At 44.0% G+C, this 26,511-nt stretch carries 24 protein-coding genes; 11 read left to right on the top strand and 13 right to left on the bottom strand.

From position 1 onward, the window contains the following. Positions 1–2: 2 nt before the first annotated feature. On the top strand, positions 3–3,122 hold the full coding sequence (locus DBZ36_RS15085) for an efflux RND transporter permease subunit (protein ID WP_120355789.1): 3,120 nt from the start codon (positions 3–5) through the stop codon (positions 3,120–3,122). 116 nt (positions 3,123–3,238) lie between these two features. Continuing rightward, positions 3,239–4,180, top strand: a complete 942-nt coding sequence (locus DBZ36_RS15080; protein ID WP_120355788.1) for a TRM11 family SAM-dependent methyltransferase — start codon at positions 3,239–3,241, stop codon at positions 4,178–4,180. A gap of 132 nt (positions 4,181–4,312) precedes the next feature. Here the strand turns inward: DBZ36_RS15080 and DBZ36_RS15075 are convergent, their stop codons facing one another. Then, positions 4,313–4,564, bottom strand: coding sequence for a DUF2999 family protein (locus DBZ36_RS15075; protein WP_120355787.1), 252 nt, complete (start codon positions 4,562–4,564; stop codon positions 4,313–4,315). A gap of 524 nt (positions 4,565–5,088) precedes the next feature. After that, positions 5,089–7,173 carry an elongation factor G gene (gene fusA, locus DBZ36_RS15070; protein ID WP_120355786.1) on the bottom strand — a complete coding sequence of 695 codons (2,085 nt, stop codon included), beginning with the start codon at positions 7,171–7,173 and terminating at the stop codon, positions 5,089–5,091. 448 nt (positions 7,174–7,621) lie between these two features. Here fusA and focA point away from each other — a divergent pair, with 448 nt between their 5' ends. Beyond that, a complete protein-coding gene (gene focA / locus DBZ36_RS15065; RefSeq protein WP_120355785.1) occupies positions 7,622–9,163 on the top strand; it encodes a formate transporter FocA in 1,542 nt (513 codons plus the stop codon). Between the two features lie 81 nt (positions 9,164–9,244). Here the strand turns inward: focA and DBZ36_RS15060 are convergent, their stop codons facing one another. After that, entirely contained in the window at positions 9,245–10,186 is a 942-nt protein-coding gene (locus DBZ36_RS15060) for a LysR family transcriptional regulator (RefSeq protein ID WP_120355784.1), read from the bottom strand. An 85-nt stretch (positions 10,187–10,271) separates the two neighbouring features. Next, the gene (gene lhgO / locus DBZ36_RS15055; RefSeq protein ID WP_199711890.1) at positions 10,272–11,486 is read right to left on the bottom strand and encodes an L-2-hydroxyglutarate oxidase; all 1,215 of its coding nucleotides are present in this window, start codon (positions 11,484–11,486) and stop codon (positions 10,272–10,274) included. A 228-nt stretch (positions 11,487–11,714) separates the two neighbouring features. On the opposite strand from lhgO, the gene DBZ36_RS15050 reads away from it, so the two are divergent. The 6 genes from DBZ36_RS15050 (at position 11,715) to DBZ36_RS15030 (ending at position 14,790) form a co-directional block, all read left to right on the top strand. Then, entirely contained in the window at positions 11,715–12,290 is a 576-nt protein-coding gene (locus DBZ36_RS15050) for a DUF2058 domain-containing protein (RefSeq protein ID WP_233558155.1), read from the top strand. 3 nt (positions 12,291–12,293) lie between these two features. Continuing rightward, the gene (locus tag DBZ36_RS15045; RefSeq protein ID WP_120355782.1) at positions 12,294–12,974 is read left to right on the top strand and encodes a hypothetical protein; all 681 of its coding nucleotides are present in this window, start codon (positions 12,294–12,296) and stop codon (positions 12,972–12,974) included. Between the two features lie 157 nt (positions 12,975–13,131). Then, positions 13,132–13,608, top strand: coding sequence for a YcxB family protein (locus DBZ36_RS15040; RefSeq protein WP_120355781.1), 477 nt, complete (start codon positions 13,132–13,134; stop codon positions 13,606–13,608). Positions 13,609–13,661: 53 nt separating this feature from the next. After that, complete coding sequence (locus DBZ36_RS15035; RefSeq protein WP_120355780.1) at positions 13,662–14,012, top strand: putative quinol monooxygenase; 351 nt, start codon at positions 13,662–13,664, stop codon at positions 14,010–14,012. Positions 14,013–14,086: 74 nt separating this feature from the next. Beyond that, the gene (locus tag DBZ36_RS20630; RefSeq protein WP_199711889.1) at positions 14,087–14,257 is read left to right on the top strand and encodes a hypothetical protein; all 171 of its coding nucleotides are present in this window, start codon (positions 14,087–14,089) and stop codon (positions 14,255–14,257) included. A 155-nt stretch (positions 14,258–14,412) separates the two neighbouring features. Then, complete coding sequence (locus DBZ36_RS15030) at positions 14,413–14,790, top strand: GFA family protein (RefSeq protein ID WP_120355779.1); 378 nt, start codon at positions 14,413–14,415, stop codon at positions 14,788–14,790. Positions 14,791–14,807: 17 nt separating this feature from the next. Here DBZ36_RS15030 and DBZ36_RS15025 read toward each other — a convergent pair whose 3' ends face one another. Next, positions 14,808–15,149, bottom strand: a complete 342-nt coding sequence (locus DBZ36_RS15025; RefSeq protein WP_120355778.1) for a thiamine-binding protein — start codon at positions 15,147–15,149, stop codon at positions 14,808–14,810. Positions 15,150–15,256: 107 nt separating this feature from the next. Further along, positions 15,257–16,141, bottom strand: a complete 885-nt coding sequence (locus tag DBZ36_RS15020; protein ID WP_120355777.1) for a LysR family transcriptional regulator — start codon at positions 16,139–16,141, stop codon at positions 15,257–15,259. Positions 16,142–16,287: 146 nt separating this feature from the next. On the opposite strand from DBZ36_RS15020, the gene DBZ36_RS15015 reads away from it, so the two are divergent. Beyond that, a complete protein-coding gene (locus DBZ36_RS15015; RefSeq protein ID WP_120355776.1) occupies positions 16,288–17,304 on the top strand; it encodes a linear amide C-N hydrolase in 1,017 nt (338 codons plus the stop codon). Between the two features lie 55 nt (positions 17,305–17,359). Here the strand turns inward: DBZ36_RS15015 and DBZ36_RS15010 are convergent, their stop codons facing one another. Together DBZ36_RS15010 and DBZ36_RS15005 are read right to left on the bottom strand one after the other, a co-directional pair. After that, positions 17,360–17,623 carry a TfoX/Sxy family DNA transformation protein gene (locus DBZ36_RS15010; RefSeq protein ID WP_120355775.1) on the bottom strand — a complete coding sequence of 88 codons (264 nt, stop codon included), beginning with the start codon at positions 17,621–17,623 and terminating at the stop codon, positions 17,360–17,362. A 27-nt stretch (positions 17,624–17,650) separates the two neighbouring features. Continuing rightward, the gene (locus DBZ36_RS15005) at positions 17,651–18,427 is read right to left on the bottom strand and encodes a DUF6998 domain-containing protein (protein ID WP_120355774.1); all 777 of its coding nucleotides are present in this window, start codon (positions 18,425–18,427) and stop codon (positions 17,651–17,653) included. 178 nt (positions 18,428–18,605) lie between these two features. Here DBZ36_RS15005 and DBZ36_RS15000 point away from each other — a divergent pair, with 178 nt between their 5' ends. Then, on the top strand, positions 18,606–19,328 hold the full coding sequence (locus DBZ36_RS15000; protein WP_120355773.1) for a DNA alkylation repair protein: 723 nt from the start codon (positions 18,606–18,608) through the stop codon (positions 19,326–19,328). 32 nt (positions 19,329–19,360) lie between these two features. Here the strand turns inward: DBZ36_RS15000 and DBZ36_RS14995 are convergent, their stop codons facing one another. The 5 genes from DBZ36_RS14995 to DBZ36_RS14975 form a co-directional block, all read right to left on the bottom strand. Continuing rightward, on the bottom strand, positions 19,361–20,518 hold the full coding sequence (locus DBZ36_RS14995; protein WP_120355772.1) for a lipocalin-like domain-containing protein: 1,158 nt from the start codon (positions 20,516–20,518) through the stop codon (positions 19,361–19,363). Then, positions 20,506–23,031: an FtsX-like permease family protein gene (locus DBZ36_RS14990; protein ID WP_158589117.1), complete on the bottom strand. Its 2,526-nt coding sequence runs from the start codon at positions 23,029–23,031 to the stop codon at positions 20,506–20,508. Before DBZ36_RS14990 ends, DBZ36_RS14995 begins: the two co-directional genes overlap by 13 nt. A 4-nt stretch (positions 23,032–23,035) precedes the next feature. Further along, positions 23,036–23,716, bottom strand: coding sequence for an ABC transporter ATP-binding protein (locus DBZ36_RS14985; protein ID WP_233558154.1), 681 nt, complete (start codon positions 23,714–23,716; stop codon positions 23,036–23,038). Between the two features lie 68 nt (positions 23,717–23,784). Beyond that, positions 23,785–25,563, bottom strand: a complete 1,779-nt coding sequence (locus DBZ36_RS14980) for an ABC transporter transmembrane domain-containing protein (RefSeq protein WP_120355770.1) — start codon at positions 25,561–25,563, stop codon at positions 23,785–23,787. Then, positions 25,563–26,435 carry an AEC family transporter gene (locus DBZ36_RS14975; RefSeq protein ID WP_120355769.1) on the bottom strand — a complete coding sequence of 291 codons (873 nt, stop codon included), beginning with the start codon at positions 26,433–26,435 and terminating at the stop codon, positions 25,563–25,565. Before DBZ36_RS14975 ends, DBZ36_RS14980 begins: the two co-directional genes overlap by 1 nt. Between the last annotated feature and the right edge of the window lie 76 nt (positions 26,436–26,511).

Genomic DNA, 26,511 nt, shown 5'->3' with positions numbered 1-26,511 from the left:
CGATGATCCGTTACTTCACCAGCCACCCGACCTTAGCCAATCTTATAATGATTGCGTTTATATTCCTTGGTCTGAGCAGTATAGGCAGCATTAAACGTGAAACTTTTCCCGATTTTTCGGTGCCGTATGTCCAAGCGCAAATTATCTATCCAGGTGCTTCGCCAATTGAGGTGGAGGAGAGCTTGTGTCTGCGCATGGAAGACGCTGTTGATGGTCTTTCTAGCATAGAGGAAACCCGTTGTACTGCCTTAGAAGGTTCAGCATCATTATTAGTCAAACTAAGCGACGATGCCGACGTTGGCCGGATGATGGTCGATGTTCAAACCGAAATTAATGCCATTAACGATTTTCCAGCTCAAATTGAGCCGCCGATAGTACGAGAGTTTGAATGGTCAGAGCCGGTCGTTGATATTGCCATCAACGGCGACGCTAGTTGGCCGGACCTAAAAGCCTACGCTGAAGATTTGAAACGACGGCTAAAAACCGAAGCCGATGTCAGCTTAGTTCGAGTATCTGGTTTTTCGACCCATCAATTACGCGTCTCACTAAACGAAATTGATTTGCGCCGACTCAATATGAGTGTGAACGATGTTGCAAGCCAGATTTCGTCTCAAAATATAAAAATCCCGAGCGGTAATGTTGAACTTAAAGGCAAAAACCTATTACTGCGAGTTGACCAGCGTAATATTACTCCAGCGACCTTAGGTGAAATGATTATCTCATCGGATTCCAGTGGCGGTGTGGTCCGACTTAAAGATATCGCAACCATTGAAGATCGCTTTGAACTCGATGAAAGCAAAATTATATTTAATGGCAAACCTGCAGCGATACTCAATATCAGTAAAAACAAAGCCGACGATGCCCTGCGTATTAAAGAGCAGGTTTTAAGCTACGTTGAGCAAGAACGCCTAATTTTGCCGCAAGGCATGAGTTTAACCTTAACCAATGATCTCTCGTCATTGCTCAAAGACCGTTTAGAAATGATGCTGCGCAATGGTTGGCAAGGCATCATGTTGGTATTTGCAGTGATGTGGCTATTCTTTAGTTTTCGCTATTCGTTCTGGGTGGCAGCTGGCTTACCGGTCGCCTTTTTAGGTGGCCTGTATTTAATGTCCTTATTTGGCCTTTCGATCAACATCATGACCTTGATTGGATTGCTGATGGCCATTGGGATCATGATGGATGATGCCATTGTACTGTCGGAGTCAATCGCGTCCCATTTAGAACGGGGGATGAGCATTGATGATGCGGTCAGCAATGGGGTAAAAAAGGTGGCGCCGGGTGTTATATCTTCATTTTTGACCACGGTGTTTATCTTCGGTAGTTTACTGTGGCTAGATGGGCAAATGGGTGCCGTGTTAAGGGTGGTTCCATTAGTACTCATACTGGTTCTATGTTTTAGTTTGATTGAAGCGTTTTTGATTCTTCCAAGCCACTTGTCTCATTCTTTGCATCGTAATCGAGAAGAAAAGCAACCGATTTACATCAAGCTAAAGGTACTTGAAGCCTTTGAAGTGGTGCGCAATGTGTATTTGGTTAATGGGGTTGAACGGGTGGTACGCTGGCGCTACTTATCCATAGGTGCAACCTTTAGTTTGTTACTTTGCGCGATTGCCTTGGTTGCTAGCGGCACGCTTAAGTTTGTTGGTTTTCCAGAACTCGATGGCGATATTGCCGAAGCGCGTATCATTTTACCTCCTGGTTCAAGCTTGGCGCAGACTGAAGTTGTTGTGGCTAAGTTAGTCGCCAGCGCCAAAGTTGTTGGTGAGCGTCTTGATGAGAAAAATGCAGAGCCCGAACCCTTAGTACGTGATATCACTGAGCAATTTAACTTTAATGCGGATGCAGGGGAATCAGGCCCGCACGTCGCTACGGTGCGTTTAGACTTAAGTTCAGCCGAAACCCGGCGTACTTTAATCGATGATTTAATAAACGAATGGCGCAGTGAAACCGGCGAATTGGCACAACCTTTATCGTTGGTCTTTAAACAACCGGCAATGGGTCCATCGGGGCGCGCAATTGAAGTTCGTTTGCAACATCCTGACCTAGGCTTATTAAAACAAGCCAGCATCGATTTACAGTTGCAGCTTAATGCTTTATCAGGGGTTAGCGGCGTATTGGATGATATGCGTCCCGGTAAAGAAGAGATCGTTCTTAAACTACGCCCTGGTGCTGAGTCTTACGGGGTTGATGGCAATATGATTGCTAGCCAACTTAGAGCGGCTTTTTACGGCCAGACCGCGGACGAAATTCAAGTTGGACCGGAAAACATAGAAATTGATGTGCGGCTTGATAAAGAACAAGCTGGCGATTTGAGTCGTTTTGAAAACTTCCCAATTATGCTCAAGGATGGCAACCAAGTTCCCTTAATAGCGGTTGCAGAATTAAGCAGCGAACGCGGCTACGTACGTATTCAGCGCATTAATGCGATTCGCACCGCGACAGTTATGGCCGATGTCGATAATCGCATCGGTAATAGCACAGAAATTAACGCCAGAGTGCGTAATGAGTTTATTCCAGCATTGGCTCAAAAGTACCCAGGACTAAAAGCTGACTTTGAAGGCGAAGCGAAAGAAAATGCCAAAACAGCGGCCTCGTTTGTAAAAAGTTTTAGTATTGGGCTGTTTGGTTTGTTTGCAATTTTGAGTTTTCAGTTCCGTAGTTATATTGAGCCGGTGGTGGTGATGTTAGCTATCCCACTAGCCTTAATTGGTGTGCTGTTTGGACATTTTCTTTTGGGTTACCCCTTGAGTATGCCTTCCATCCTTGGTTTCGTTTCCTTAGCGGGGATTGTGGTCAATGATTCAATTTTATTAGTGCAGTACATCCGATATCACGTGTCTCTGGGGGATAGTGTGCATGATGCGGTTGTGAGCGCGAGTAGAGAGCGCTTTAGAGCCGTTTTCTTAACCTCATTGACCACGGCGGCAGGCTTATTGCCACTTATGCTAGAAACAAGCTTACAAGCTCAGGTGGTTAAACCAATTGTGATATCCATTGTGTTTGGTATTTTTGCATCAACCTTGCTGGTGTTGTTTATTATCCCGGCCGCATATGCAGCCCTAGCGGATTTTAAACTGGTTCACTACCACCGAGATCTGAATGTGGCAGAAGAGGATTAGCCAGACTTAGCCTTGCCCGCAATTCAACCTTGGGCAAGGCTGCTTATTTGTGCCGGTAGCGGCTAGCTTATATACTATTGCAACCCCCCTAGGTTATAGCTCGCAAGAAGGTTGTTTTGTTTTATTCAGTACTTATATCCCCACAAGCTAAAAGCGCATATTTCCACGAGTATCAAAGCGTAGCTCTTAAAGAACTCAGCTTAGTGCTTGGGACGCAAAGCTTTGAGATTAAAACTGTCGCTGGTATGGATTTTATTGAGATTGACTGTAAAGCAAGTGACTGCGAAGCCATTGCACGTTTATCCTTTGTGCTTGGGATTTTTGAGCGAACTGATAAGGGCCTAATTCCCCTAGACTGTGAGTCTAAATTTTTACTGCATCCGGATTTTGTTTTTGGTAGTAAATTTAAAGGCAAAACTAACGAGCACCTTACCCAACTTTTGCTAAACCTCGCACTGCACTATGTTCAGCCTATTAAGGGGCAAAAACTAAAACTGCTTGATCCAATGTGTGGCCGCGCGACCACCTTACTATGGGCGCTACGTTATGGTTTAGAAGCGCGAGGAATTGAACAAGACGAACGGGCTATCGAAGACGTAAAACGTAATTTGAAAAAATGGACCAAATTACATCGCCAAAAACACCAGTTCAAAGACGGGTTTATTGGTAAAGCGAATAAGCAGGGTAAAGGCCAGTTTTTGGATTTTAAACTCGAGACCTGTGGGTTTCGTATGATCCAAGGGGATGCGCGCGAAGCATCCAATATTATCAAAAACGAAAAATTCAATATCATCGCCAGTGATCTACCTTATGGGGTGCAGCATTTTACCACTGACAAAACTCGCAATCCGCTGGCTGTGCTTGAGCAATGTGCACAGGCTTGGGTGAGTATGCTGCAACCGGGCGGAGTGATTGTGCTTGCCTTTAATCGCTATATTCCGAAACGTAATGAGTTGCTCGCTTGTTTTGAGCGCCACGGCGTTCGTGCGCTCGATTTTAGTGCCGAGCATCGCATGAGCGAATCTATCGTGCGCGACATCGTGGTATTGCAAAAATAGAAGCAAACTTAGTTATAGAAACAGGATCTAGTAAACGCAAAGCATTGTTAATATGTTACGCGCTAGAAAGCCCGCTGATCTAAGATCTCAATACTGATTCTAATTCGCAATACCAATGGTGAACTTCAGGACTTACTTTTGGAGTTGCTCTTTAGCGGCTTCTACCTTAGAAAAGTCCAATCCAAGTTCATTCACTGCTTCTTTAATCAATGCTGGATTTTGCATGACTTTTGCAAGTACCACTTGGATATTTTCTTGCGGTATACCTAGCTCACTGATCGTTGCCATTGCCGCGAGAGGGTTTTGTGTCAGTACTTGGAATATGTCGTTGATCTTGTCGTCGCTAATATTGTTCGCTTTTAACATCTCAATAATGGGGTTCATGGCCTTACCTTTAAATCTATGATTGGAATTGGGACGCAGTTTAGCATTTGACCTGATTGGATAATACTATCACTACTCGTTTGTAGCACCGACGTATGACAGCACATGCCAAGCCCTATTTAGAGCTGATCCATATTTTGATCTAGTTCGCCTACACTTCGGCCTTTGTTTACAGGTGTAGACCGGCTCTTTGGTCCTTAGTCACTAAACCGACCATTGGTGAGTCATTGACTTAATCTTAGCGGCCGAAATTACTAATAGCGGTGGTATGGACTGGGTCTAGTTTTAGCGGGGGTTAAACATCTTATACCAATCACAGTAATTTATTGATCACTATTGTCATTAGACCGCTAATAACCGCGACTTCTTCTTAAAGCTAAGCGTTTTAGTACAACAAGTAAAAGACCAAAAATATAATGGGATTGGTATTAGTTTGATATCGGTATCGAAAGAGTAGGTTTGTGCGGGCATAAAAAAACCCTGATACCAGGTATCAGGGTTTTAGGGTCTAATTAATGCTGTAATTACTTCTTAGCTTGACGCTCTTTCTCTTCAGCAATAACTTTTTCTGCCACGTTTTGTGGCGTAGGTGCGTAGTGTGAGAACTCCATAGAGAACTGACCACGACCAGAAGTCATTGTACGTAGAGAACCGATGTAACCAAACATTTCTGCTAGTGGTACGTCAGCTTTAATACGAACACCGGTAACACCAGCTTCTTGGTCTTTAATCATGCCGCGACGACGGTTCAAATCACCAATAACATCACCAACGTGATCTTCTGGAGAGAATACGTCAACTTTCATGATTGGCTCAAGAAGTTGTGGCCCCGCTTTTGGCACTGATTGACGGTAAGCACCTTTAGCTGCGATTTCAAAAGCAATTGCTGATGAATCAACTGCGTGGAAACCACCATCAAACAATTCTACTTCCATATCAAGAAGTGGGAAGCCTGCTAATGGACCTTGCTCCATCATAGAACCAAAGCCTTTTTGTACTGCAGGCCAGAATTCTTTAGGTACGTTACCACCAACAACTTTAGAGGTGAACGTGTAACCAGAACCCACTTCGCCAGGTCGGATAATATAATCGATTTTACCGAATTGACCTGAACCACCAGATTGTTTCTTGTGCGTGTACGAATCTTCGATTTCACGAGTAATCGTTTCACGGTAAGCAACTTGTGGTTGACCAACATTCAAATCAACGCCGTAAGTACGCTTCAAGATGTCTACTTTAATGTCTAGGTGAAGTTCGCCCATACCTTTAAGGATGGTTTCGCCTGAGTCATCGTCAGTTTCAACTTGGAAAGATGGATCTTCAGCAACCATTTTACCAATTGCGATACCCATTTTCTCAGAACCGCCTTTATCTTTTGGCGCAACAGCAATCGAGATTACTGGAACTGGGAATACCATAGGCTCAAGAGTACATGGGTCTTTAGGATCACATAATGTGTGACCTGTTTGAACGTTCTTCATGCCTACGATTGCAATGATATCACCGGCTTGTGCGCTAGATAGTTCATTACGATCGTCTGCTTGCATCTCAACCATACGACCAATACGCTCTGTTTTACCAGTAAATGCGTTAAGGATGGTGTCACCCTTATTCAATTTACCAGAGTAGATACGTACAAAGGTCAATGCACCGAAACGGTCATCCATGATTTTGAATGCAAGCGCTTTGAAGGTTTCGTCAGCAGAAACAATTGCGTGATCGCCGGTTTCTTCGCCTTCTTCATCCATTAGAGGTTGTGGGTCAACTTCAGTTGGATTCGGTAGATAGTCAACAACAGCATCAAGGATTAATTGAATACCTTTGTTCTTAAACGCAGAACCACAGTAAGTAGGGAAGAAGTCCATGGTGCGAGTACCTTTACGGATACAAGCTTTTAATTGCTCAATAGAAGGCTCTTCACCTTCCATGTAAGCTTCCATAAGATCGTCATCTTGCTCTACAGCAGATTCAACTAGCATTTCACGGTATTCTTCAACTTGGTCAACCATGTCAGCTGGAACATCAGTGATCTCGTAGTTTTCTGGTAGACCTGTGTCATCCCAGATATAAGCTTTACGAGTCAATAGATCAACAACACCAACGAAGTCTTCTTCGATACCGATAGGTAGTACCATAATCAGTGGGTTAGCAGCTAGAACGTCTTGTGTTTGCTTAACAACACGGTAGAAGTCAGCACCCATACGGTCCAATTTGTTCACGAAGATAATACGTGCAACTTCTGAGTCGTTCGCATAACGCCAGTTAGTTTCTGACTGAGGCTCAACGCCACCAGAACCACAGAATACACCGATGCCGCCATCAAGTACTTTCAATGAACGGTAAACTTCAACTGTGAAGTCAACGTGTCCAGGAGTGTCGATTACGTTAAAGCGGTGGTCATCCCAGAAACAGCTAACTGCAGCCGACTGAATAGTAATACCGCGCTCAGCTTCCTGTTCCATGAAGTCTGTAGTTGATTCACCGTCATGTACTTCACCAGTTTTGTGAATTTGACCAGTAAGCTTCAAGATACGTTCTGTGGTGGTTGTTTTACCCGCGTCAACGTGAGCAAAAATACCAATATTTCTATATTTGGATAGATCAGTCATTGTCCTACTCTATTTTTGTCAGAGTCAAAATTTGCGCGCAAGTATACAAGATTTACGCATGTAAGTTGTAGACTTTTTATTAAAAGAACAAAAAATCTCCACGAATAGCGCTACAACGCCGTTCATAGAGTCAATTTATTGCTCATGTTTAAGCCTAATTGTAAGCCTATTCAATCTTTTTGCTACAGCAAGGGCGGCAGTTTAACGCTGTTCTTGGTTTTCTCCCACTGCTTTTTTCTACTCCTTGCCGATTGCATCATTTTCTAGCCACAGTTGCAGTGCTTTCCATCAATATAATTGATACTAGATATAAAAATTACAAGATTTTCTTATGGTTCGTTCTACCCTAATCTAAAGGCGTACCTCAGGGGACAAACACAAAAATAAACGGCCTTTATAGGGGAAAGTAAATGTTCGATAAGGCACTAACACATAAAGGAGGGCAGCAATGAATGTCGTACAAGCTTTGCCGCCAAAGCGCCAACCTAAACCAACAGAGCAAGCGCAAGTGAAAAAGGTCGTTAGCACCTTTGACCATGCCAAAACGTATGCTCAGAGCAAGATAGCAAAAAACGCCTTGCACTCGTTTACCTTAGCTGTTTTTGCGGGTTTGTTTATTGGTTTGGCATTCGTGTTTTATATCACTGTAACCACTGGCGCTGGCGACGCGCCTTGGGGCTTGGTGCGCCTAAGCGGTGGTTTGGCTTTTAGTATGGGGCTGATGCTGGTTGTTGTTTGTGGTGGCGAACTATTCACAAGCACCGTACTCAGTGTCATTGCCTGGTTTCAAAAGCAAGTGAGTACCAAGGAACTGCTTAAATGCTGGGCTAGGGTTTATGTGGGTAACTTTATAGGTGCCTCACTACTTATAGCTTTAGTCCTTGTTGGTGGAATGCACAGCTTAGCTGGAGGCGAGTGGGGCGCAAATGCAATCGCGATAGCACAACACAAGCTTCATCATGGCTGGTGGCAAGCCTTTAGTCTAGGGGTTCTATGTAACCTATTGGTTTGTCTAGCAATTTGGATGACGTTTACAGCTAAAGACCAGCTAGCTAAATCGATGCTTATGATACTTCCAGTGGCTATGTTTGTAAGCAGCGGGTTTGAACATAGCATTGCCAACTTATTTATGGTGCCACTAGCAATGGGCATTAAAACGGTAGCCAGCCCGGAACTTCTAGCCACGATGGGTTTTAGCTTAGCGCAACTAAGCGACCTTAGTTGGAGCAACTTCATCGTGAACAATTTGATACCTGTAACTCTCGGAAACATTGTAGGTGGCGCAGTACTTGTCGCTTTTGGCTTTTGGATTGCGGACAAAGCCAGCCACAACAGTGAACAACAAATCGATACTGCAAAAACACCAACACTAAAACTTATTAGCTCTATTCCAACTTTACATGACGCTCAACAGTCAGGAGACACAACTATGAACACTATCGCTAAAAAAACAGTCACATCTATCATGCAAGAAAATGCGTTAATGCTTAATCCAGAAATGAGTATTCAACAAGCTCTGACTGCTTTTGTCGACCACGACCTGCGCTCAGCACCGGTTGTTGACAATCAACATCGATTAGTTGGCTATTTATCAGAGCAAGATATCTTGAGATTCTACTGGTCAGAAGAGTACCAAATGGATAGCAACTGGCTAGTTAAAGACATGATGCAAACTGAGGTCATGACCTTATCACCTGCTGATTCTTTGGACGCACTAGTTGAACTGATGTGTGTTGATCGTGAAACGCTATTCCCTGTATCTGATACCGGCGTGTTTACCGGTGGTTCTTATCAAAGCTATGAGCAACGTTTACGCCGCGCTGTTAGCTCTAAGCCTAGCCATTACCCAGTGGTCAAAGACGGTTACTTGGTAGGTATGGTTAACCGTCACTCCTTGCTTAAAGCTCTGGCTCAAACGAGTAGTAAAGAAGAGCTTAGTACTCCAATTCAACAGCAAACTTGTGAATTAGAAGCTAGCGGAGCTGTATAGCAAGCGTTGGTCAGAAACTAAAGCTGCTGTTTGATTAAAGGCCCTTAATTGGGCCTTTTTGTTGTTTACTCGTTAGGGACACTAGCGCTTGGGTAGGGGAGGATTTAAAGCCATAAGCTTGTTTTCGCGCTCTAATCGTTTGACTTGTCGCCGAGCTTCAGACAATAGACAGTCGCGTAATGGGTTTTCACCAGCATCGTTGCGCCAAATAAAAGCCAATGAACGCGCCATATTCAATTGCGGCGTGGGTAATATTACTAAACTGCCTTCACTAACTTCTCGACTAACACTCAACAAGGGTAGTGCACTTAAGAATTGTCCGTTTTTAGTTAGACTTTTAAGTACGTCAACCTGCTCGTATTCTTTCCACACATTTAGATTGTCTATCAATCCATGAACCGCGCCATCAAATATTGCCCTAGTCCCTGCACCTGATTCACGCAAAACCCACTGGGCTTGTTCCAGTTGGGCAAGACTTACTGAAGTGCGCCCAGCAAAAGGATGATGTGGCGATGCAACGACCACCAACTGATCTTCCATCCACAGCTCTTGGTATATCCGACTGTCGTCATTGCGACTTTCAATGACGCCAATCTCAGCATTGTAGTGCAGCACTTCATCGATCACATGCTCAGTATTCTCAACCATCAATTCGATACGAACTTCTGGGAAGTCACTATCAATTTTACTAATCAAATCTGGTAGTAGATGTTCGGCAGCCGTTTGGCTAGAACAGATGCTTAAGGTTCCGCTTAATAGATGTTGTTCATGCAGACCAAGCTCAATGTGTTGCGCATCTTGAAGCAGCTTGCGAGCTTTGGGTCTTAACCATTGTCCCCAATGACTGAGACTGAGGCGGTTACCCTGGCGCACAAATAAAGGTCGATCAAGCAAATGTTCTAGTTGTGAGATAGACATACTAACGGCACTTTGAGTCATGGATAACTTACGAGCGGCGGCGCTCACAGACTCTAGATTGGCGACCGTATCAAATACGGTGATTTGCTTTAGGGTGTACTTCATGAGTTAAGAGTCCATCAAAATCTCTCAAATAGGATTCCCGAATGGTATCAATTTAATTGATGGATTGACATCACTCGCTAAAAATTCATTGTCTTAGGTCAAGTTGCGCCGCTTGAGCACGAGCTTTCTTAACCACATATGCGCCAATGGGCAAGGCTGAGGTCGCAGCAGGGCTGGGCGCGTTGCACACATGTAAGCTACGAGCACTGCTCAGAAAGTGAAAATCATCGATGAGTTCGCCGGCAGCATTCACAGCTTGTGCTCTAACACCGGGTCGATGAAGTTCAAGGTGATCGAGTTGTACACTCGGACAATAACGTTGAATACGTTTTAGGTATGCGCGTTTAAATAATGAATTGAATAACTCCCCCAAGCCAAAGCGCCAGTATTTACCGATTAAGCGGCGATAGCCTTGGTATTTAAGCAGTTGCCACATCTCGCCAAAATTAACCTCAATCTTGGAGTATCCTTCGCGTTTAAACGCAGGTACGGCGTTAGGGCCAACAGTGATACTGCCATCTATCATCTTAGTGAGATGGACACCTAAAAAAGGTAAACGAGGGTCGGGTACAGGATAGATGAGATGCTTAAGATTGATGTTGCAGCTTTCAGATAGACGATAGTATTCACCTCGAAATGGCACGATTTTAAAGTCACATTCTATCCCGATCATTGCACATATCTGGTCGGCTTGTAATCCTGCACAGACTATCAAAAATTTTGATGTCAAATCTGAGCCATTTAATTTAATTTGAATGCTATCACTGCTTTCAACTAAATCGATTACGGTGGCCGATTTTCGGATTTCTCCACCGGCTTGGATAAATAACTGCGCTAATTTCTCGGTTATTGCGGTGTAGTCTACAATGCCGGTACTGGGTACATAGAGCGCACCTAAACCTTTTACTAGGGGCTCTCGTTTAACTAGTTGGGCTTGGGTGAGTCGCTCGCTAACAATGCCATTAGCTCGACTACGAGTTTCGATATCAGCGAGTGCATGTAACTGATCTCGATCGCAAGCGACGATTAGTTTTCCACATTGCTCAGTTTTAATACCATGTTGTTGGCAAAACTCGAAGGTGGCTTTTGCACCACTGGTACAAAACTGAGCTTTTAAGCTTTTGGGCGCATAGTAGACACCGGCGTGAATAACCCCGCTATTGCGTCCCGTTTGATGGCTTGCTAAAACCGTTTCTTTTTCAAGCACTAGAATTTTGGCATTGGGTTCTAGCTGTTGCAGCTGCCAGGCGCTTGATAAACCAACGATACCACCGCCAATGATGGTGTAATCGTATATCACTGTAACTCCATATTTAGATGAACCCTTAGCTTAACTGCTGATACTACAGTGTTTAAGCTTTTAGAAATGATAACTAGAACTAGAAAGCGTGAGCTGGTTTATATTGAACCATTTGCCAAAAATGAGTGAATTTAGCTAAATAAGAAAGCTAAATCTAAGGCAACACTCAGTCTTTAAATTTTAATCGTAGTCTAAAATCGGTAGAATGCGGCAACTAAAGATTCTGTAATGGCAAACCTAAGGTTTGCAACACACCGTCACTGGAGTTATTTCATGGCCAAAATGTCGCTTAAAGACCAGCTATTAAAAGCTGGCGTCGTTGACAAAAAGCGAGTGAAAAAAGTTAACAAAGAAGTTTACAAGGCGAATAAAGAAACACGTACTACAGTAAATGAAGCCAAGCTTGCAGCTGAAGCAAAGCGACAACAGCAAATTGAGCGCGATAAAGAATTAAACCGTGAGCGACAACTTGTGGTTGAGCAAAAAGCGCAACAAGCCCAGATTCGTCAGCTAGTAGAAATGAACCAAATTATTGGCAAAGGTGAATTGAGTTACAACTTTGAGGATGAGTCAACGATTCACCGAGTTGATGTTGATGCACTGCAGCAGCGCCAACTTGCTAACGGTTTGTTAGCAATTGCACGCCTTGAGCAGCGTTATTACATTGTACCTGCCGTTGTTGCTGATAAAATTGCAGAGCGAGATGCAAGTGTTATACGCGTGCGTAATGTTGTAGAAATGGAGCAAGAGGATGCTGACGATCCTTACGCAGACTATAAAATTCCTGACGATCTAATGTGGTAAATAATGAATAAGTCTTGGGAACTAATTGGCGATACTTTTAGCTTTTTCTTACGCCATTTTGTGGCGATAACCTTAATCGTGTTGCCCTTTACCTTGGTTTTTGAGTCAGCAAACATGCTGCTTGATAGCCAAGCATTTAAAGAGTCTGTAGGCGAAATGGCATGGTTAACCTTTGCCGTACGTCTAGGTTTAACGCCTATCTATCAAGGGGCATTACTGCTTTATTTACGCTCTCAGCTCAATGGCGAAAACTGGCCAATTGCCGAGTGTTTCAAAAAATCACTCACAATTTGGCGACCTTTATTCTTAGTGACGGTTATGTGCTTTGCAGCTGTTGTGATGGGACTATCGCTGTTCATTATTCCAGGAATTATCGTTGCCAGCCGAATTTTGATTGCTGATGTATTTTGTGTAGTAGAGCGCCGTACACCGGTAGAAGCCATGAAAGCCAGTTGGCAGGCAACCCATCCGCTACGCTGGCCAATACTCTCTGGTATTCTAATTTTGGCAGGTGTGTCGTTGTTGCCAGTTTGGATGGTTCAACAAGCCTTGATTAATGAAAGTGCTTCGCAAATGACCTTTTTGCTCAGTCAAATTGTCGGTGGATTATTGGATAGCTTGTTCGTCGTGTTTAGTTTCCGAGTTTATAACGAAACACTAAAACAAACGCCAGAACCAGTATAGGTTTCAGTTATTGTGCTCAAGCATTCATAGCTTGGGCACTTTTCACGGCTTGTTTTACGCTGTAGAAAGGATACTGGCTTTAGTTTTATTGGGGCGCTAAGTTATTACACACCATGTCATGACATCAGACTTTTTCATTCTAAGGGTAGTCGTTTAAATGCAATCTTTTAGTACCCAATTCACCTTATCTCGTAGCTATTTGGCCGAATGCTTTGATCAATCCTTGCCTCATAGTAAAAACGCTAAACCTAAGTATTGGTTTCCAGTGTTACTTTTTATCGCTGGCCTGGCTTTACTACTCTTTAGTCATCAACCGACTTATATTGGCGGTATGTTGATTGCGATAAGCATCCTAGAATTGATTCATATTCGGTTCAGGCGCGCTTGGTGGTTAGCGCGTCAAATGTGGGGTAGAAGTGCTGATAGCGAGGTGAAACTTAGCATTGATAGTGATGGAATCACCTCTAAAAACCCTTATACCGAAACATCATTACTGTGGACTGAAGTTGATTGCGTGTTAGAAACCGAACTTGGCTTGATTTTGGTAGCTAAAACGGGCGCTCAGCAGTATTTGTCTAAGTCTCTGTTTCCTGAACCATTACTAAGTGAAATACTAGCAGTAGCAAAAGTTTAGTGCTAAACGCTCACCTTAAAGTATTAAAACATTAATCATTGTAAGGAATTGTTATGACCAGTCGTGTTTATGTACTCGCACAATTTAAACCTAAAGACGGAAAAGAAAGCGAGCTATTTGACGTGTTAAAGGCACTTGAACCAGATGCGTATCGGGAAGAAGGCTGCATTCAGTACATGCTTACTCGCCAAATCGACCACCCAAGTGCTACTCGCAATGATTATCCTATAGTATTCAATGAAATTTGGGCTGATGCAGACTCGTGGGCCGCACATGGTCGCAGAAAGCAGATAGAGCACTTCTTTGAGACGCAAGTTAAAGCAGAAAGTGGGCTAGTTGAAGACGCAATAGTAACCGCCTATACCGACGAAGGGCACGATTACGACGCTCCTGTATTCATTTAGTTTAAGTAAACCTGAACTATATACGTCTATAAACCGGCGTATATAGTAGCAAGTATAGAAATTTGGAAAAATTGATGTCTAAGAAAGTGGTTGCCTTTGAGTTTGAGAAAGAAACTAAAAATAGTGTCCGTTTTAAGGAAGTTCCAGAGGAAGGTACAGCGCCCATTGTGGGCACTTTGTATGTTCAAAAATGGTTTGTTGGGAATACTAAGAATATAGAAATTAGTATCGACAAAAAAGACTGATTCTATACTCAAACTACCACACCTATCTAACAACGGGTATGCATCGCCAGCTACTTATCGGGCATATATGAAGGTGCTTGAGTTAGACCTTGGTTTGTTGAACCTCAGTTGTATCTATTGGGCTTCGATAGTTTTTTCAGGTATGGGGTTAGGTGATGAAACACTATAGTGGATCATGTCATTGCGGGCGTAATGCGTTTGAAGTGCTCGCAGATATTGATCATGCCCGTAAATGTAATTGTTCTATTTGTAGTATGCGCGGGGCGCTCAACTTTCGAGTATTACCACAGCAGTTGAAGCTGCTCACGCCAATAGATGATCTTAGTGTTTATCAATGGGGGAGTTTCTCAGCCAAAGATTACTTTTGCCCTAACTGCGGCGTTTTGGTCTTTAGAAAGCCAAGTGACTTGACGCCAGCGGAGCTAAAACTGGGTAAGCAACCATTTAGTGGTTGGGCTGTAAATCTCCGGTGCCTTAAAGATATAGACCTATCCGCTTTAAAACTGATTGAGATCGACGGCGCTAGCCTTTAATCCGATAGTCTGTATCGCTACTTGTCGACAAACATATGATTGGCTTTGGTTACGCCCCTGTCATAAGTACAAAAGGTTTCGGTTGCTGCTTGGGTTTTGCTATGGATTTTTATATTGGTAATGACCTCTAGTGCTCCTGCGTCATAACAGGCTTGTTGCGCATCCTTTACAATTTCGAGTAGCACATTGAGATTGCCCTTCATTGTGGTTTCCATAGCACCAACTTGGTATGGAACATCGGCAGCTTTTACAACCGCAATAGCTTTGTCGACTACTTCGAAATTGTTACCTTCTTTGAGTCTTGGTATAACTTGGAAGGCTACATATACGTCTTCTAATTGTGGGTTATCTACGGGCATTGAGTCTCTTCTAAGTGGTTTATTTAAAAGCGCATAATAGCATTTTAAGGACTAGCCAATACGGTATCCAAAACTAATACCTTTCCCACTAATGAGTGGGAAAGGTATTAACTAATGCGGTCGGGTAACATTTGTACTCTTTCCATGAATATATCGCTGGCTAAACTTAACTCGGCCTGCTCTGGGTGAACAATACTGGCATGCCAAACGACCCGATTAGCCCCTTCGATTGAAAACTCATGCAGCTGCTGGTTATCGAGATAAGGTTGCACGATATAGCCGGGTAGACGGCACCATGCCTTTCCTGAGAGCATTATTCGTATGCTCTCTTCAACATTATTAGAGACTATGGTTTTATCACTAAACACATAGATATTGTCATGCTTATACTCATAGACGAACTTAGGTACAAGCTGAGGCAACTGTGCCAGTTGGTGTTCATCTACGACGGCCCCATGATTGATAAGCTGTGGTGAAGCCACTTCAACTACCGAAAAATTATAGACTGTGATTTGTGTCAGTCCTTGTTCTTCAGTTAGTGGAGAGAAGATGAGACCCATCTCCGCTTGACCACGACGCACCCACTCGATCACTTGGGAGGTTCCGCCACTGAGTACTTCCAAATTTATACTCGGAAATTCCTCAAGCACAGCTAGATAACAGCCACTGACCATCGGGCAGGCCAAACTGGTATCAATTGCTAATTTGAACTCGCTAGGTTGGTTTTGATCCATGGCGCTGAGCTGACGCTCGAATGCTTGGGCATCTAGTATTACGCGACGTGCCAAACGATAAAGAGTTTTACCTTCCGTTGTAATCTTTAGTTGCCGAACGTGGCGCACAAACAATAGTTGATCGCAGCTGTCTTCGAGGGCTGCCACAAGCTTAGCGATAACTTGCGGACGTTTATTTAGCTCTATGCTGGCATCTTTGAAACTACCGTGTTCAACCGTGCTCACAAAGGCCTGTAATTGCGCGAGTGAATAGTCCATAGCTAACCTATCGTTAAAATTGTTCCAACTATATAAACACCCTAAGGGTGTTTAATGCAATTGGAATTTAATCTTCAGGGTGTCAATAATAGCGACATCAAACACGCGGACAAACAACCGCAGTCGATATTAACGAGGAACGACCGATGAAAAAATTACTACTTACAGCAGCAATCGCAGCAACTTTAGCCTCTTCTGTGACCCATGCATGTTCATATTTCCACTTTGATACACCGCAAAATAACACCATTATCGGTCGCACTATGGAGATTGGCTTTGAAGCGCAAGAGACCTTCTTTGTTGCACCGCGTGGCTACCAGCTTAATGACTTGCCCGCTTCAAAATACGGCTATGTTGGCATTCGCCATGGTGCGACAGAGTGGGTTAGTTCGGCAATTAATGAACATGGTCTAAATGCTGAGTCACTAGCCTTGGGCGCGAGTCAATACACTGCTGAAGACTCAACTGAACTAGGGGTTAACTACCTAAACCTAGGTGCGTATATTCTTGGAAACGCAAAAAGCGTTGACGAAGCAGTAGCGTTGCTTAAAACCACTAAAGTAGAAACCACAAAAATTGAAGCAGCCTTTGATCTTGAAGCGGGTATGCACTACGCCTTTAATGACGGCGAGCGTTCCATTGTGGTCGAATACACGGACGGTAGTGGTTACCCTGATATCCACGAAAATACGCTTGGTGCAATGACCAATGATCCTATTTATGATGTTCAGGTTGGTGAAGCGCATACCTTATTAGATGGCGGCAGCTATGAAGAAGCGAAAGTTAAATTTGCTGAAGGTTCTTTCAAAGGCTTTGATAAATCGCCAATGGGACGTTTTCAACATATCGTGGCGATGAACCACACCCAAGACAACAATGTGATTGAGAATGATCTTGATGGAGTGAATCGCGGCTGGCATATGGTAAATGCCTTAGAAATACCACGTGGTTCATTGTACTGGCGCTGGTTGTCTGATGACCCGCAAATGGTTGGTTATTCAATAGTGGTTGATACCAATAATAATGACTACTATTTCCGCACTTACGACAATCAACAAATCCGTAAAGTGGACCTAGATAGCATTAACTTTGCTAAAGTGGATTATCAAGAAGAGTCAATCTTTAGCACCATCACAGAGTATCAGCCAATGGTCATCAACTAATTCGATACTGCTAATCATCACCGACTTAAATGCTTTTGTTTAAGTCGGTGTTTTGTTATTTGGGGGCTAAGCCCATGTCATCCAGACGATACAGTATTTCTTCTTTCCGAGTTTTAGCGACTTCTTGCCAGTGAATGTTTTCTCGCGCCCCGATGATGGCGTATATCGAGTTAAGCCCCGTTCCTTTGACGTTCTCTTTAAGTTGTTTGTATAGCTCAAAGGGATCAATTGCCATAAAATCTTCGACCGAATTGATATTGACCTGAGCAAGAATGTCTTCGCTTTTAGGTCCAAAACCTTTTAAGTCTCTTAATCGCATTTAGTATCTGCCTCGCTTAATAGCATGCTAGTTCAATTGCTCGTTGTGAAGTCTTCTTGCTTTAGAAATATCGAGTTCGTAGCAGTTGATGTCTTCGTAAAAACGAGCATTTGAAGTCGCCAGTTTAATATCACCATAAAAGACTTCCAACAGCCGGCCTTCTTGATACTGCAAAATCATCAAATTATCAACAAGATGCAAGGTTCTAGCGGAAATCCTAACAAAGCCAGTTATTTGAGCTGTTGTTTTTACGCTAACGCGGTGTCCTGTTTCTGATATCACATCAAATCCATGTTGGTTCACCACGGTACTTATTTTACCGTTTAGAATTTTTGCACAATAGAACTCGCCCAAACGCCCGATTAAATGCCGGGCCTCGGTGGCTTTGACGCCAAGCTGCTCGACTTCAAATTGAATCAATTGCAAGTACTTGTCGTAGAGTTCGTTAACGTGTTCTAAGCTAAGCCCCTCACTTTCGAGAATGGCCTGTTCATAGTTTGCTAGCGTCCATGGTTTGCAGCGGCCACATTCAGTAGAAAATTCGGCATTCTTTGCCACATGTTGATGTAGCCAGCCCCGTAGCTCAGAGACCTTGTTAGAACAGACCTTTTTGTAGTTACGCTCAGTGAAAGCTCCAGCTGGCGAATTTTTGGGAGCAACGCTGATGTACGAACAATTGGCACTGTGCAGCACATTGTAAGTTGACGAGTTGGCGCGGTAAGTATTGATGACAAAACCCGCGGGGTTTTGATTGATCCAATTGAGATAGTCACTATCGTTGTCGATAAATTCTTTTGTTAACATTTAAAGTTCGACCTAATTGCGGGGTACACATCCAAGGTTTAGTATTGCACAGCGTTGGGGGAGCATGTATCAGTTTTGGCTCAAGGTAGCGTCTAAATTGCGAGCTAAAGAAAGCTTTTACATATGGTGATAGATAAGTCGTAAAGCATATAAATATTGACATTGTCGAGAGAAAATAATGAACCAGAGACCAGTTAAAAGTGCTCAACAGCTAATCGATTCTCTAGAATCTTTAGCCAATCCAGAACAAGCCTTGCTTAGCTTGCGCTATATGAAATCAGCACCAGGTGACTACGCTTTTGGCGACCAGTTTTTGGGAGTCAAAATGGGGCCTATCCGTGACTTGGCCAAAACCTATCGCAATCTACCTCTCTCTGAGGTTTTACTTTGTTTGCACTCACCATGGCATGAAGTTCGATCCTGCGCGTTAGTGATCTGGACTTTACAATTTGCCAAAGCAACAGCCGAGCAGCAACAAACAATCTATCGTGATTACTTAGCCAATACTGACTTTATCAACAACTGGGACTTGGTGGACATTTCAACGCCAAAGATCGTGGGTTTGTATTTGTTAGATAAGCCGCGCAACGATTTATACCAACTGGTGAAAAGCGATGTTTTATGGCAGCGCCGCATCGCTGTTCTGGCCTGTTTTCCAATGATACGAAACGGAGAGTCTACCGACATTCTCAAGCTTTGTGAGGTCTTGCTCGAAGATAAAGAGGATCTAATCCATAAAGCTTGTGGCTGGATGTTGCGTGAATTAGCTAAACGTAATCAGGCTATTGTGGAACAGTTTTTACAAGATCATTATTCACAAATTAATCGAACTCAGTTGCGATATGCCATCGAGCGTTTTGAGCCTGAACTACGACAACGCTATCTAAAAGGCCAGTTTTAAGTCGGCTAGTCTAAATGCCAAAAGTCACGGAATTATTGGTACCCGGTTAACTCCAAGAAACCTTGGCCTTGGTGACTTCCGTTGACGTCTACCGGCCCCTCAAAATAGCCGAAGCGAGCTGGGACCCAAGCTTGCTGTTTGCGAGCACTCACTTGAATATCAATCTGATGCTCGGGGATTTCAATTTGCCATACCAGCGGCATATCGGCGTTAGTTACTCCGTTGGCAGTTGCAATTTGAACGGGCATCGCTTTAGAGACCTTTGATCGAACTTGCTGCGTATTGATGTGGTGCGTTTTGAGGCCTTGTTGGCTAAGGGTGCCCGACCAATAGTGTTTGCCATCTTCGCGGCGCATCTGAAATAGCATTAACTCTTGGCCAGAATCTAGTTTCAGAGAAAACCAATCCCACCCGTGGTATTGGTCTGCCAAAAACTGACTACTCCATTCGTGGTCGAACCATGCGTGCCCTGACAAGGATATTTTTTTTCCATCTTTGTCTTCAAAGCTTGCGTTAACATCTATGTTAGGAAAGCTATAGTAGTAAGAACTTAAGCCTGAATTTGGATATTTAATTGAGTAGCCATCATGGCCTTGTAGTACGGGTGTATTTAGCGAATCTAGGTGGACATTGATGCTCTCGCCGCTCGTCCAGCTCAAGCTTAGTGTTGCCGGGAACATCGAGTCGGGCTTAGATTGCCATTGCCAATCGTCAATGTAGACTGCTAAGGGGGCGAGCTCAACGCCAGCATTGCCAACACCGCCCCTAGCAAAGCGCTCGTTAAACAATTGGCTATCTTTGGTATTTAGAACCGCGTGCGCCATGTAGCTTTGCTGATTGCTCCAAACGCCATCCTTATTGCCTTTGGCATCACGAAATCGAAATTGCGTCCATTGTAAGGCGTACCACTGACCGTTTTCGTCAACTAGGTTTGCGGTGACGTACCACCATTCATTGCGAAATAGTGGATGTTCACCATGGTCACGCATAAACTCGAGGCTAGTATTTTTCTCAACTTGAACATAATTAGCATCAAGGGTGTTGCCCGAAATTAAAGCGCTAAAACCAGCCGCTTGCGACACTTGATAGTGGGACAACAAATAGCTGAGCAGCAAAGCATTGACCAACAAAACGGCTAGTAGCTTTTTGCAGGCTTTTGCCCCAAACACTATATGGCTCAGCTTAACCATCTTAAGTCCTCAATGAGCGGCTTGCGTGCTTGATAAGCTAAAACCAAAGCGCAGCTTAGTAAGACACAAATCCAGGCGAAAGATAAACTAGAGAGCAATATTGAGCTGTCGACTTTAAGCGGATAGCTCCAATGAAAAGCGTGATAGTTAATTTGCCCAATGAGTACTTCACTTAAGCCCAATGCCAGAGGCAGGGCAAGTAAGGAGCTCAGTAATACGAGCAGTCCGTATTGCCCGAGTTGTCCCCAAAATAACTTAATAGCACTGATGCCTGAACATCTCAGTACCGCGTTCTGGGCCTGGGATTCTCGTTGAATGACGATCATTGAACTAGCTAAAGAGATTGCTGCAACCAACAGCGTAATGACATTCAATGCATCAGTAATAATAAAGGTTTGGTCAAAGGTATTGAGGGTCAGCGCGATAACTTGCTTGCGAGAGTAATGCATGGCATTGGGAAAATGCTGTTTAAAATCTTGCAGCCAAGTTTCACGGTCGATATCAGGTTTAAGCTCGATGGCTAATGCCAAACTGCTCGAACTTGCTTGTTGATTCAGCTGAATCAAACTTTGCTTGGACAGAGACATTTGAGCTTGCGGGTTGCCATAGTCCAAGTAGATCCCTGCTACAGTGAAACTTTGGTAGCGGTCGCCAAGTTCGACTTTCTGCCCTAGTTTTAGCTTGGCAAGATAAGCCATTTGCTGGTTTATCAGTACATAGTCGCCAGTTTCAAAGCCTTGCCAAAGCTTAGCTTGAGCGTGTTGGTGGGTATCGAATTTCATAGCTTGTCGATAAACATGACTGCTGGGATAACTAATCGTATCGATGATATCAAGGCTGGCTACTGCCGTATTTTGCCTTGTTTGATCGTCTGCATTTTTTCTAAATGGCATCGCATAGTGATCGCGTCTTTCGACCGCTGAAACACTCGCTTGTTGATTTAGCCAGGTTACAAGTTGCTCGGGTTCGTCATCACTAAGGTAGTAATCGGCAGCAAGTCGCTGAGAAACCCAATCAACAGTTGCTTCTCGAAAGCTATCGACCATCAAGTTGATACCCATGTTTGCGGCAACCGCAAGGTAGAATGCACATATGGCCAATTTGCTGCGCTGGTTTAAGGTGAGACTGTCAGCCGCCAACACATGAATAAATGGCCAACGCATTGGCTTAAGGCGCTTTTTTAGTTGGGTAAGTAGTACCGGCTGCAAAATTAGCCAGCTACAGACGCCAGCAACGAGCAGCATTACGATGCAAACAAAGGCCATCAACAGTGATGGACTCCAGAGCCTCAGAATGACTGCCGAAATCGCTGCAAATACCCCGATGCAGCTTAGTTTCAGCAGTGTTGTTTTGCTGGTACTGGATAAGGTCTGCTGTAGCTTTAGTCCTGCAAGTTTAGCATTAAGTTGTTTGGCTGGCAGATACAAGGCAACACAACTACCGAGTACTAAAAGGCTGAAATTAAGTGCCAGTAGACCCAAGTGATTACCTTGCTCGAAACCGAGTCGAATACTAAACAGAGCATCAAAACTTGAATCCAAAGTCGGCGCTAATGCTTGCGCTAAGCCCACACCGAGCAGCAGACCGAAGCTTGCGCATACCAAGCAAAGCACTAAAAATTCAAGCGCTAGAGCCGCATAGATGTCATCGCGGCTGATCCCAAGCTGACGTAAGCAGCGCAAGCGCTCGAGGCGAGACACCAACAATAAGTGTGCTGCGTTTGTCATGATAAACAGACACACGACAAAACACATAAAACTCATGGCGATTAAATTCAAATGAAACGCGTCGGTAAGTTGAGCGGCTTTTTCACCAGTTACCAATGCCCTCAGACGCAGGTGCTTTGGTAGATCTTGTTCTAGTTGAGTTACCGCTTCGCTTTGTTCAGGTTTTAGCTGAACCCATAGGTGGCTGAGTTGATTTTGGTTTTCGAAATCACTAAGCCAAGCGATATCAACGATAATTTCCCTCGATAGTCCTGCGCCGTCGATAAGACGCAGCGGTGGCAGTTGTCGACCATGTATATCACGCAGAATTTCGCCGTCATGCCAGCCGTTTTTTTGAGCGAACTGCTGATGAACAAAGGCGAAGTTTGCGTCGCCATCGCCTAGCTCCATGGTGAGCCCTTCGAGCCATTGCTGAGCATCAATAGCAAAGGGGTCAATCCCCATTAGGCTTATATTGATATCCCTTGGCAAATTGATAGTTGTTTGTAACACCGGAATCAATTGCGTGTAGCCAAGACGACGAAGCTGGCTGTAGTCGCGTTTGGAGACGCCAAGTTGTCGTTGCTGATTCACGATTTGGTAATGAATGTTATCGACTAAGGGCTGACTGGCGTTGTCGTAGCTTTGGCGTGCGGCTTGGTTTGTCACCAGCACTGCACTTAAGGTCGTCACTGAAGCCAACATGGCTAGTACTAAAAATAGTAAGCGACCCCAAACCCATCGATAGCTTTTGAAGTTGACTCTCAATACAGCGCTTACGCGGCTGACATGAATGCTTAATTGCATGATTTTAAACATCATTTAAGCTTTGTAGGTGGCCCAAATGCAACTGCAGTCGATGTTGTGCTTTGTCGGCGATTGATTGGCTGTGGGTTACCACAATCAGTGCAGTTTGCTCGTGCTGGCACAACTCAAACAAAGCATTGGAGACTTGCTCGCTGGTTTCTTCGTCTAGGTTTCCGGTTGGTTCGTCAGCAAGTAGCAACTTAGGTTGGTGGGCAAGGGCGCGCGCGATCGCTACTCGTTGTTGTTGACCGCCACTAAGTTGATGAACGTAACGATTTTTTAGTTCAGATATTTGCAATAATTGCAGTAGTTTCTCAACCCGTTTTAGGCCCAAGCCGGTATCCAAGTGCGGGTTTATGGCTAAACTAAAACAAGCGTTATCCCATACACTGAGACTATCAATCAAATTGTAGCGTTGAAACACAATGCCTAAGTCTTGGCGGCGTAAGCTATCAAGTTGCGGGCTTGAAGCTTGAGATAAATTCAAGCCAGCTAGGTTTATCTCGCCACTATCAAAGCTATCAAGTCCAGCAATCAAATGTAAGAGCGTTGATTTTCCACAGCCTGAAGCACCTGTAATCGCTAAACTTTGACCTTGCTTAAGTTCAAGGCTCAGTGACTTAAGCACAGAGACATTTTGTGTATCAGCGTAGATTTTGGAAAGGTCTTTAATCTCTAACAGCATTTGTTTCCTCGTGTATTAAGGGCCTACATCTACAACTTCACTTATGATCAATGTTTGTCCACAACAGGTTATCTGTCTGCATTGGATAAATCTGATGATCCTTTAAACTGTAGCTCGCATAAGCGCTTATACATTGCATTACTTTGCAGTAAGTCTTGGTGTCGTCCACTGGCCACGACTTCTCCTTGATCAATAACGAGAATTCTATCGGCATGGATCACAGTTGATAGACGATGCGCAATAATCAAGGTGGTTCTACCGCGCATCAGTTCATCTAAAGCAATCTGAACATGCTGTTCACTTTGGGCATCTAAGGCTGATGTGGCTTCGTCGAGCAGTAGCACTGATGGGTCTTTGAGAATCGCGCGAGCCAAGGCGATCCGTTGCTTTTGTCCCCCCGATAGCCTCACGCCATTTTCACCGACAAAACTGTCGTAGCCTTTGGGTAACAATTGGATAAAATCGTGAGCATGCGCTTTTTGCGCGGCGGCTATGATTTCCTTTTTGGTTGCTGTTGGTTTTCCGTAGGCGATGTTGTGTTGGACGCTACCGCTAAATAATACCGGCTGCTGGGCTACCATTGCCATTTGAGCACGCAAGTGCGCAGGCGACAACTCAGTTATATTGATACCGTTAAAACTAATCTGACCTTGGTCGGGATCATAGAATCGTTGTAATAGCTCAAATAGGGTACTTTTACCTGCGCCACTTGGGCCTACTAACGCGAGCACTTCTCCGGCTTTTATTTCAAGATTAACGTTTTTTAAAGCGTATTGGTTCGGTCGAGAAGGGTAGTGGAAATTGAGATTTGAAACCGCAATTTGGATTGCGGTTGGTTTTTCCCACACTTTGGCAGTAGCGGGCTCTTTGATTAAGCTTTCGGTATCTAAGAGTTCAAATATACGTTCTGCTGCTCCGGCTGCCCGTTGTAGTTCTCCATATACTTCGCTGATGGTTGCAACCGACATTGCAACCATCAATGCATAGAACACAAACGCGCCCAAATCGCCGGCACTAGTGCGTCCTTCGAGAACATCCACACCGCCAAACCATAGCATCGCTGAAATAGCCCCAAACACGAGTAGCAAGACTAAAGCTGTTAACAAAGAGCGTTGCTTAATTCGCTTTTTAGCTACATCGAAAGCATTTTCGGCTTGCTCAGCAAAGGCTTGCTGCTCCCCAGCTTGCTGGTTGTAGCTTTGAACCACTTTGATGTGTCGTATCGATTCACCGGCATAAGTACCCACATCGGCAATTCTGTCTTGGCTTTGACGCGCCAATTGGCGCACCCGACGGCCATAAACAATCATGGGAGCTAAAATCAATGGAATACAAGCCAGTACAATTAAGGATAGTTTGAGGTTGGTTACCAATAATAATACGATGCCGCCCACCATGGTTAAACTACTGCGCAGCGCCATGGAAAACGATGAGCCCATAATGGATTGGAGCAAGGTGGTATCAGTTGTAAGACGTGACATCAGATCGCCACTGCTATTGTTCTCAAAGTAGCTAGGGTGCATTTGCATCAAATGCTTAAATACATTCTTGCGTATATCCGCACTGACGCGCTCACCTAACCACGACATCCAATAGAATCGGGCAAAGGTGCCAATGGCTAGCAGTACGATCAGCCCAAACATCAGCATTAAGCTTTGTCCTAGTTGCTCTTTAGAACCGGTGATAAAGCCTTGGTCAATTACGATGCGAACGCCTTGCCCAAGACTCAAGCTTACGCCCGCAGTTACCAGCAGGGCTATTAAGGCAAAGCTTAACTGCCATTTGTAAGGTTTGACAAAGCTAATAAGCAGGCTAATCAAACGGCGTTGTGAAAGGTTTTGTTCCATTAAAGTACCCAAACTAAGATCAAAGGAATAATAACAATACTGGCTAAATTGGAGATAAACACAATCGCCGCGACACGCTGGGGTTCTACTTGATACTGTTCAGCCATCATATAGTTAAGCACCGCTGGTGGCAGTGCAGCAAATAATATTAGGGATTTGCTTTGTATATCGCCTAATGGGACAAAAGCCATAAAGATCAGCGCCAATATAACACCTGCGATAGGTCCGGCTATGCTCGAAATTACACCTAAGCGCCATTCGTTTAAGCGAATATCGACCAAGCGGATGCCTAGACTAAATAGCATTAATGGTATCGCTATTTGCCCTAATAATTGGGTTGTATTTAACAAGAATAAAGGGGTATCAAATGGCATAAAACTAAAGCCTAAGCCTGCAATTGCAGCGATAAACATAGGAAGCTTAAATAGCTTTAATAAACTTGCCTTTGAATCAAGTAAATAGATACCTAAGCTGAAATGCCAAAGCATTTCTACGATAAACAGCACTATCGCAATTGGCATAACCGATTCGCCAAAACTAAATAGCAGTAAAGGTAAGCCAAGGTTACCGCTGTTATTAAACATCATCGGAGGCAAAAATGTCCGAGCAGAAATCCCAATCATTCGACACAAAGGCCACAGCAGTAAACCGGAACCGAGTACAACCACACTCGCTCCCACAATTAATGGAACGTAATCACCGAGGTTAAATTCTCCAGATGCTAGGGCGCTAAATACTAAAGCTGGGCAAAACAGCTGCAAGTTCATCTGGTTGGCGCTAGCCATTTGCGGCTGATGACGACGACCATAGAAGTAACCAAGCGCGACAATCAACACTAATGGCGCCATGATCTGTAATATCTGGGAAAACATGCCTTGCTTCCTTGTTGGCTGCGTACAGCTGTTCGTACTGGCTAATTTGAGTGTCAGTGTTTTGTTTTACAATGCA

It is taken from the genome of Alginatibacterium sediminis (genome assembly GCF_003610775.1).
GTDB classification, from domain to species: domain Bacteria; phylum Pseudomonadota; class Gammaproteobacteria; order Enterobacterales; family Celerinatantimonadaceae; genus Alginatibacterium; species Alginatibacterium sediminis.
This window is presented reverse-complemented; position numbering and strand designations above follow the sequence as displayed.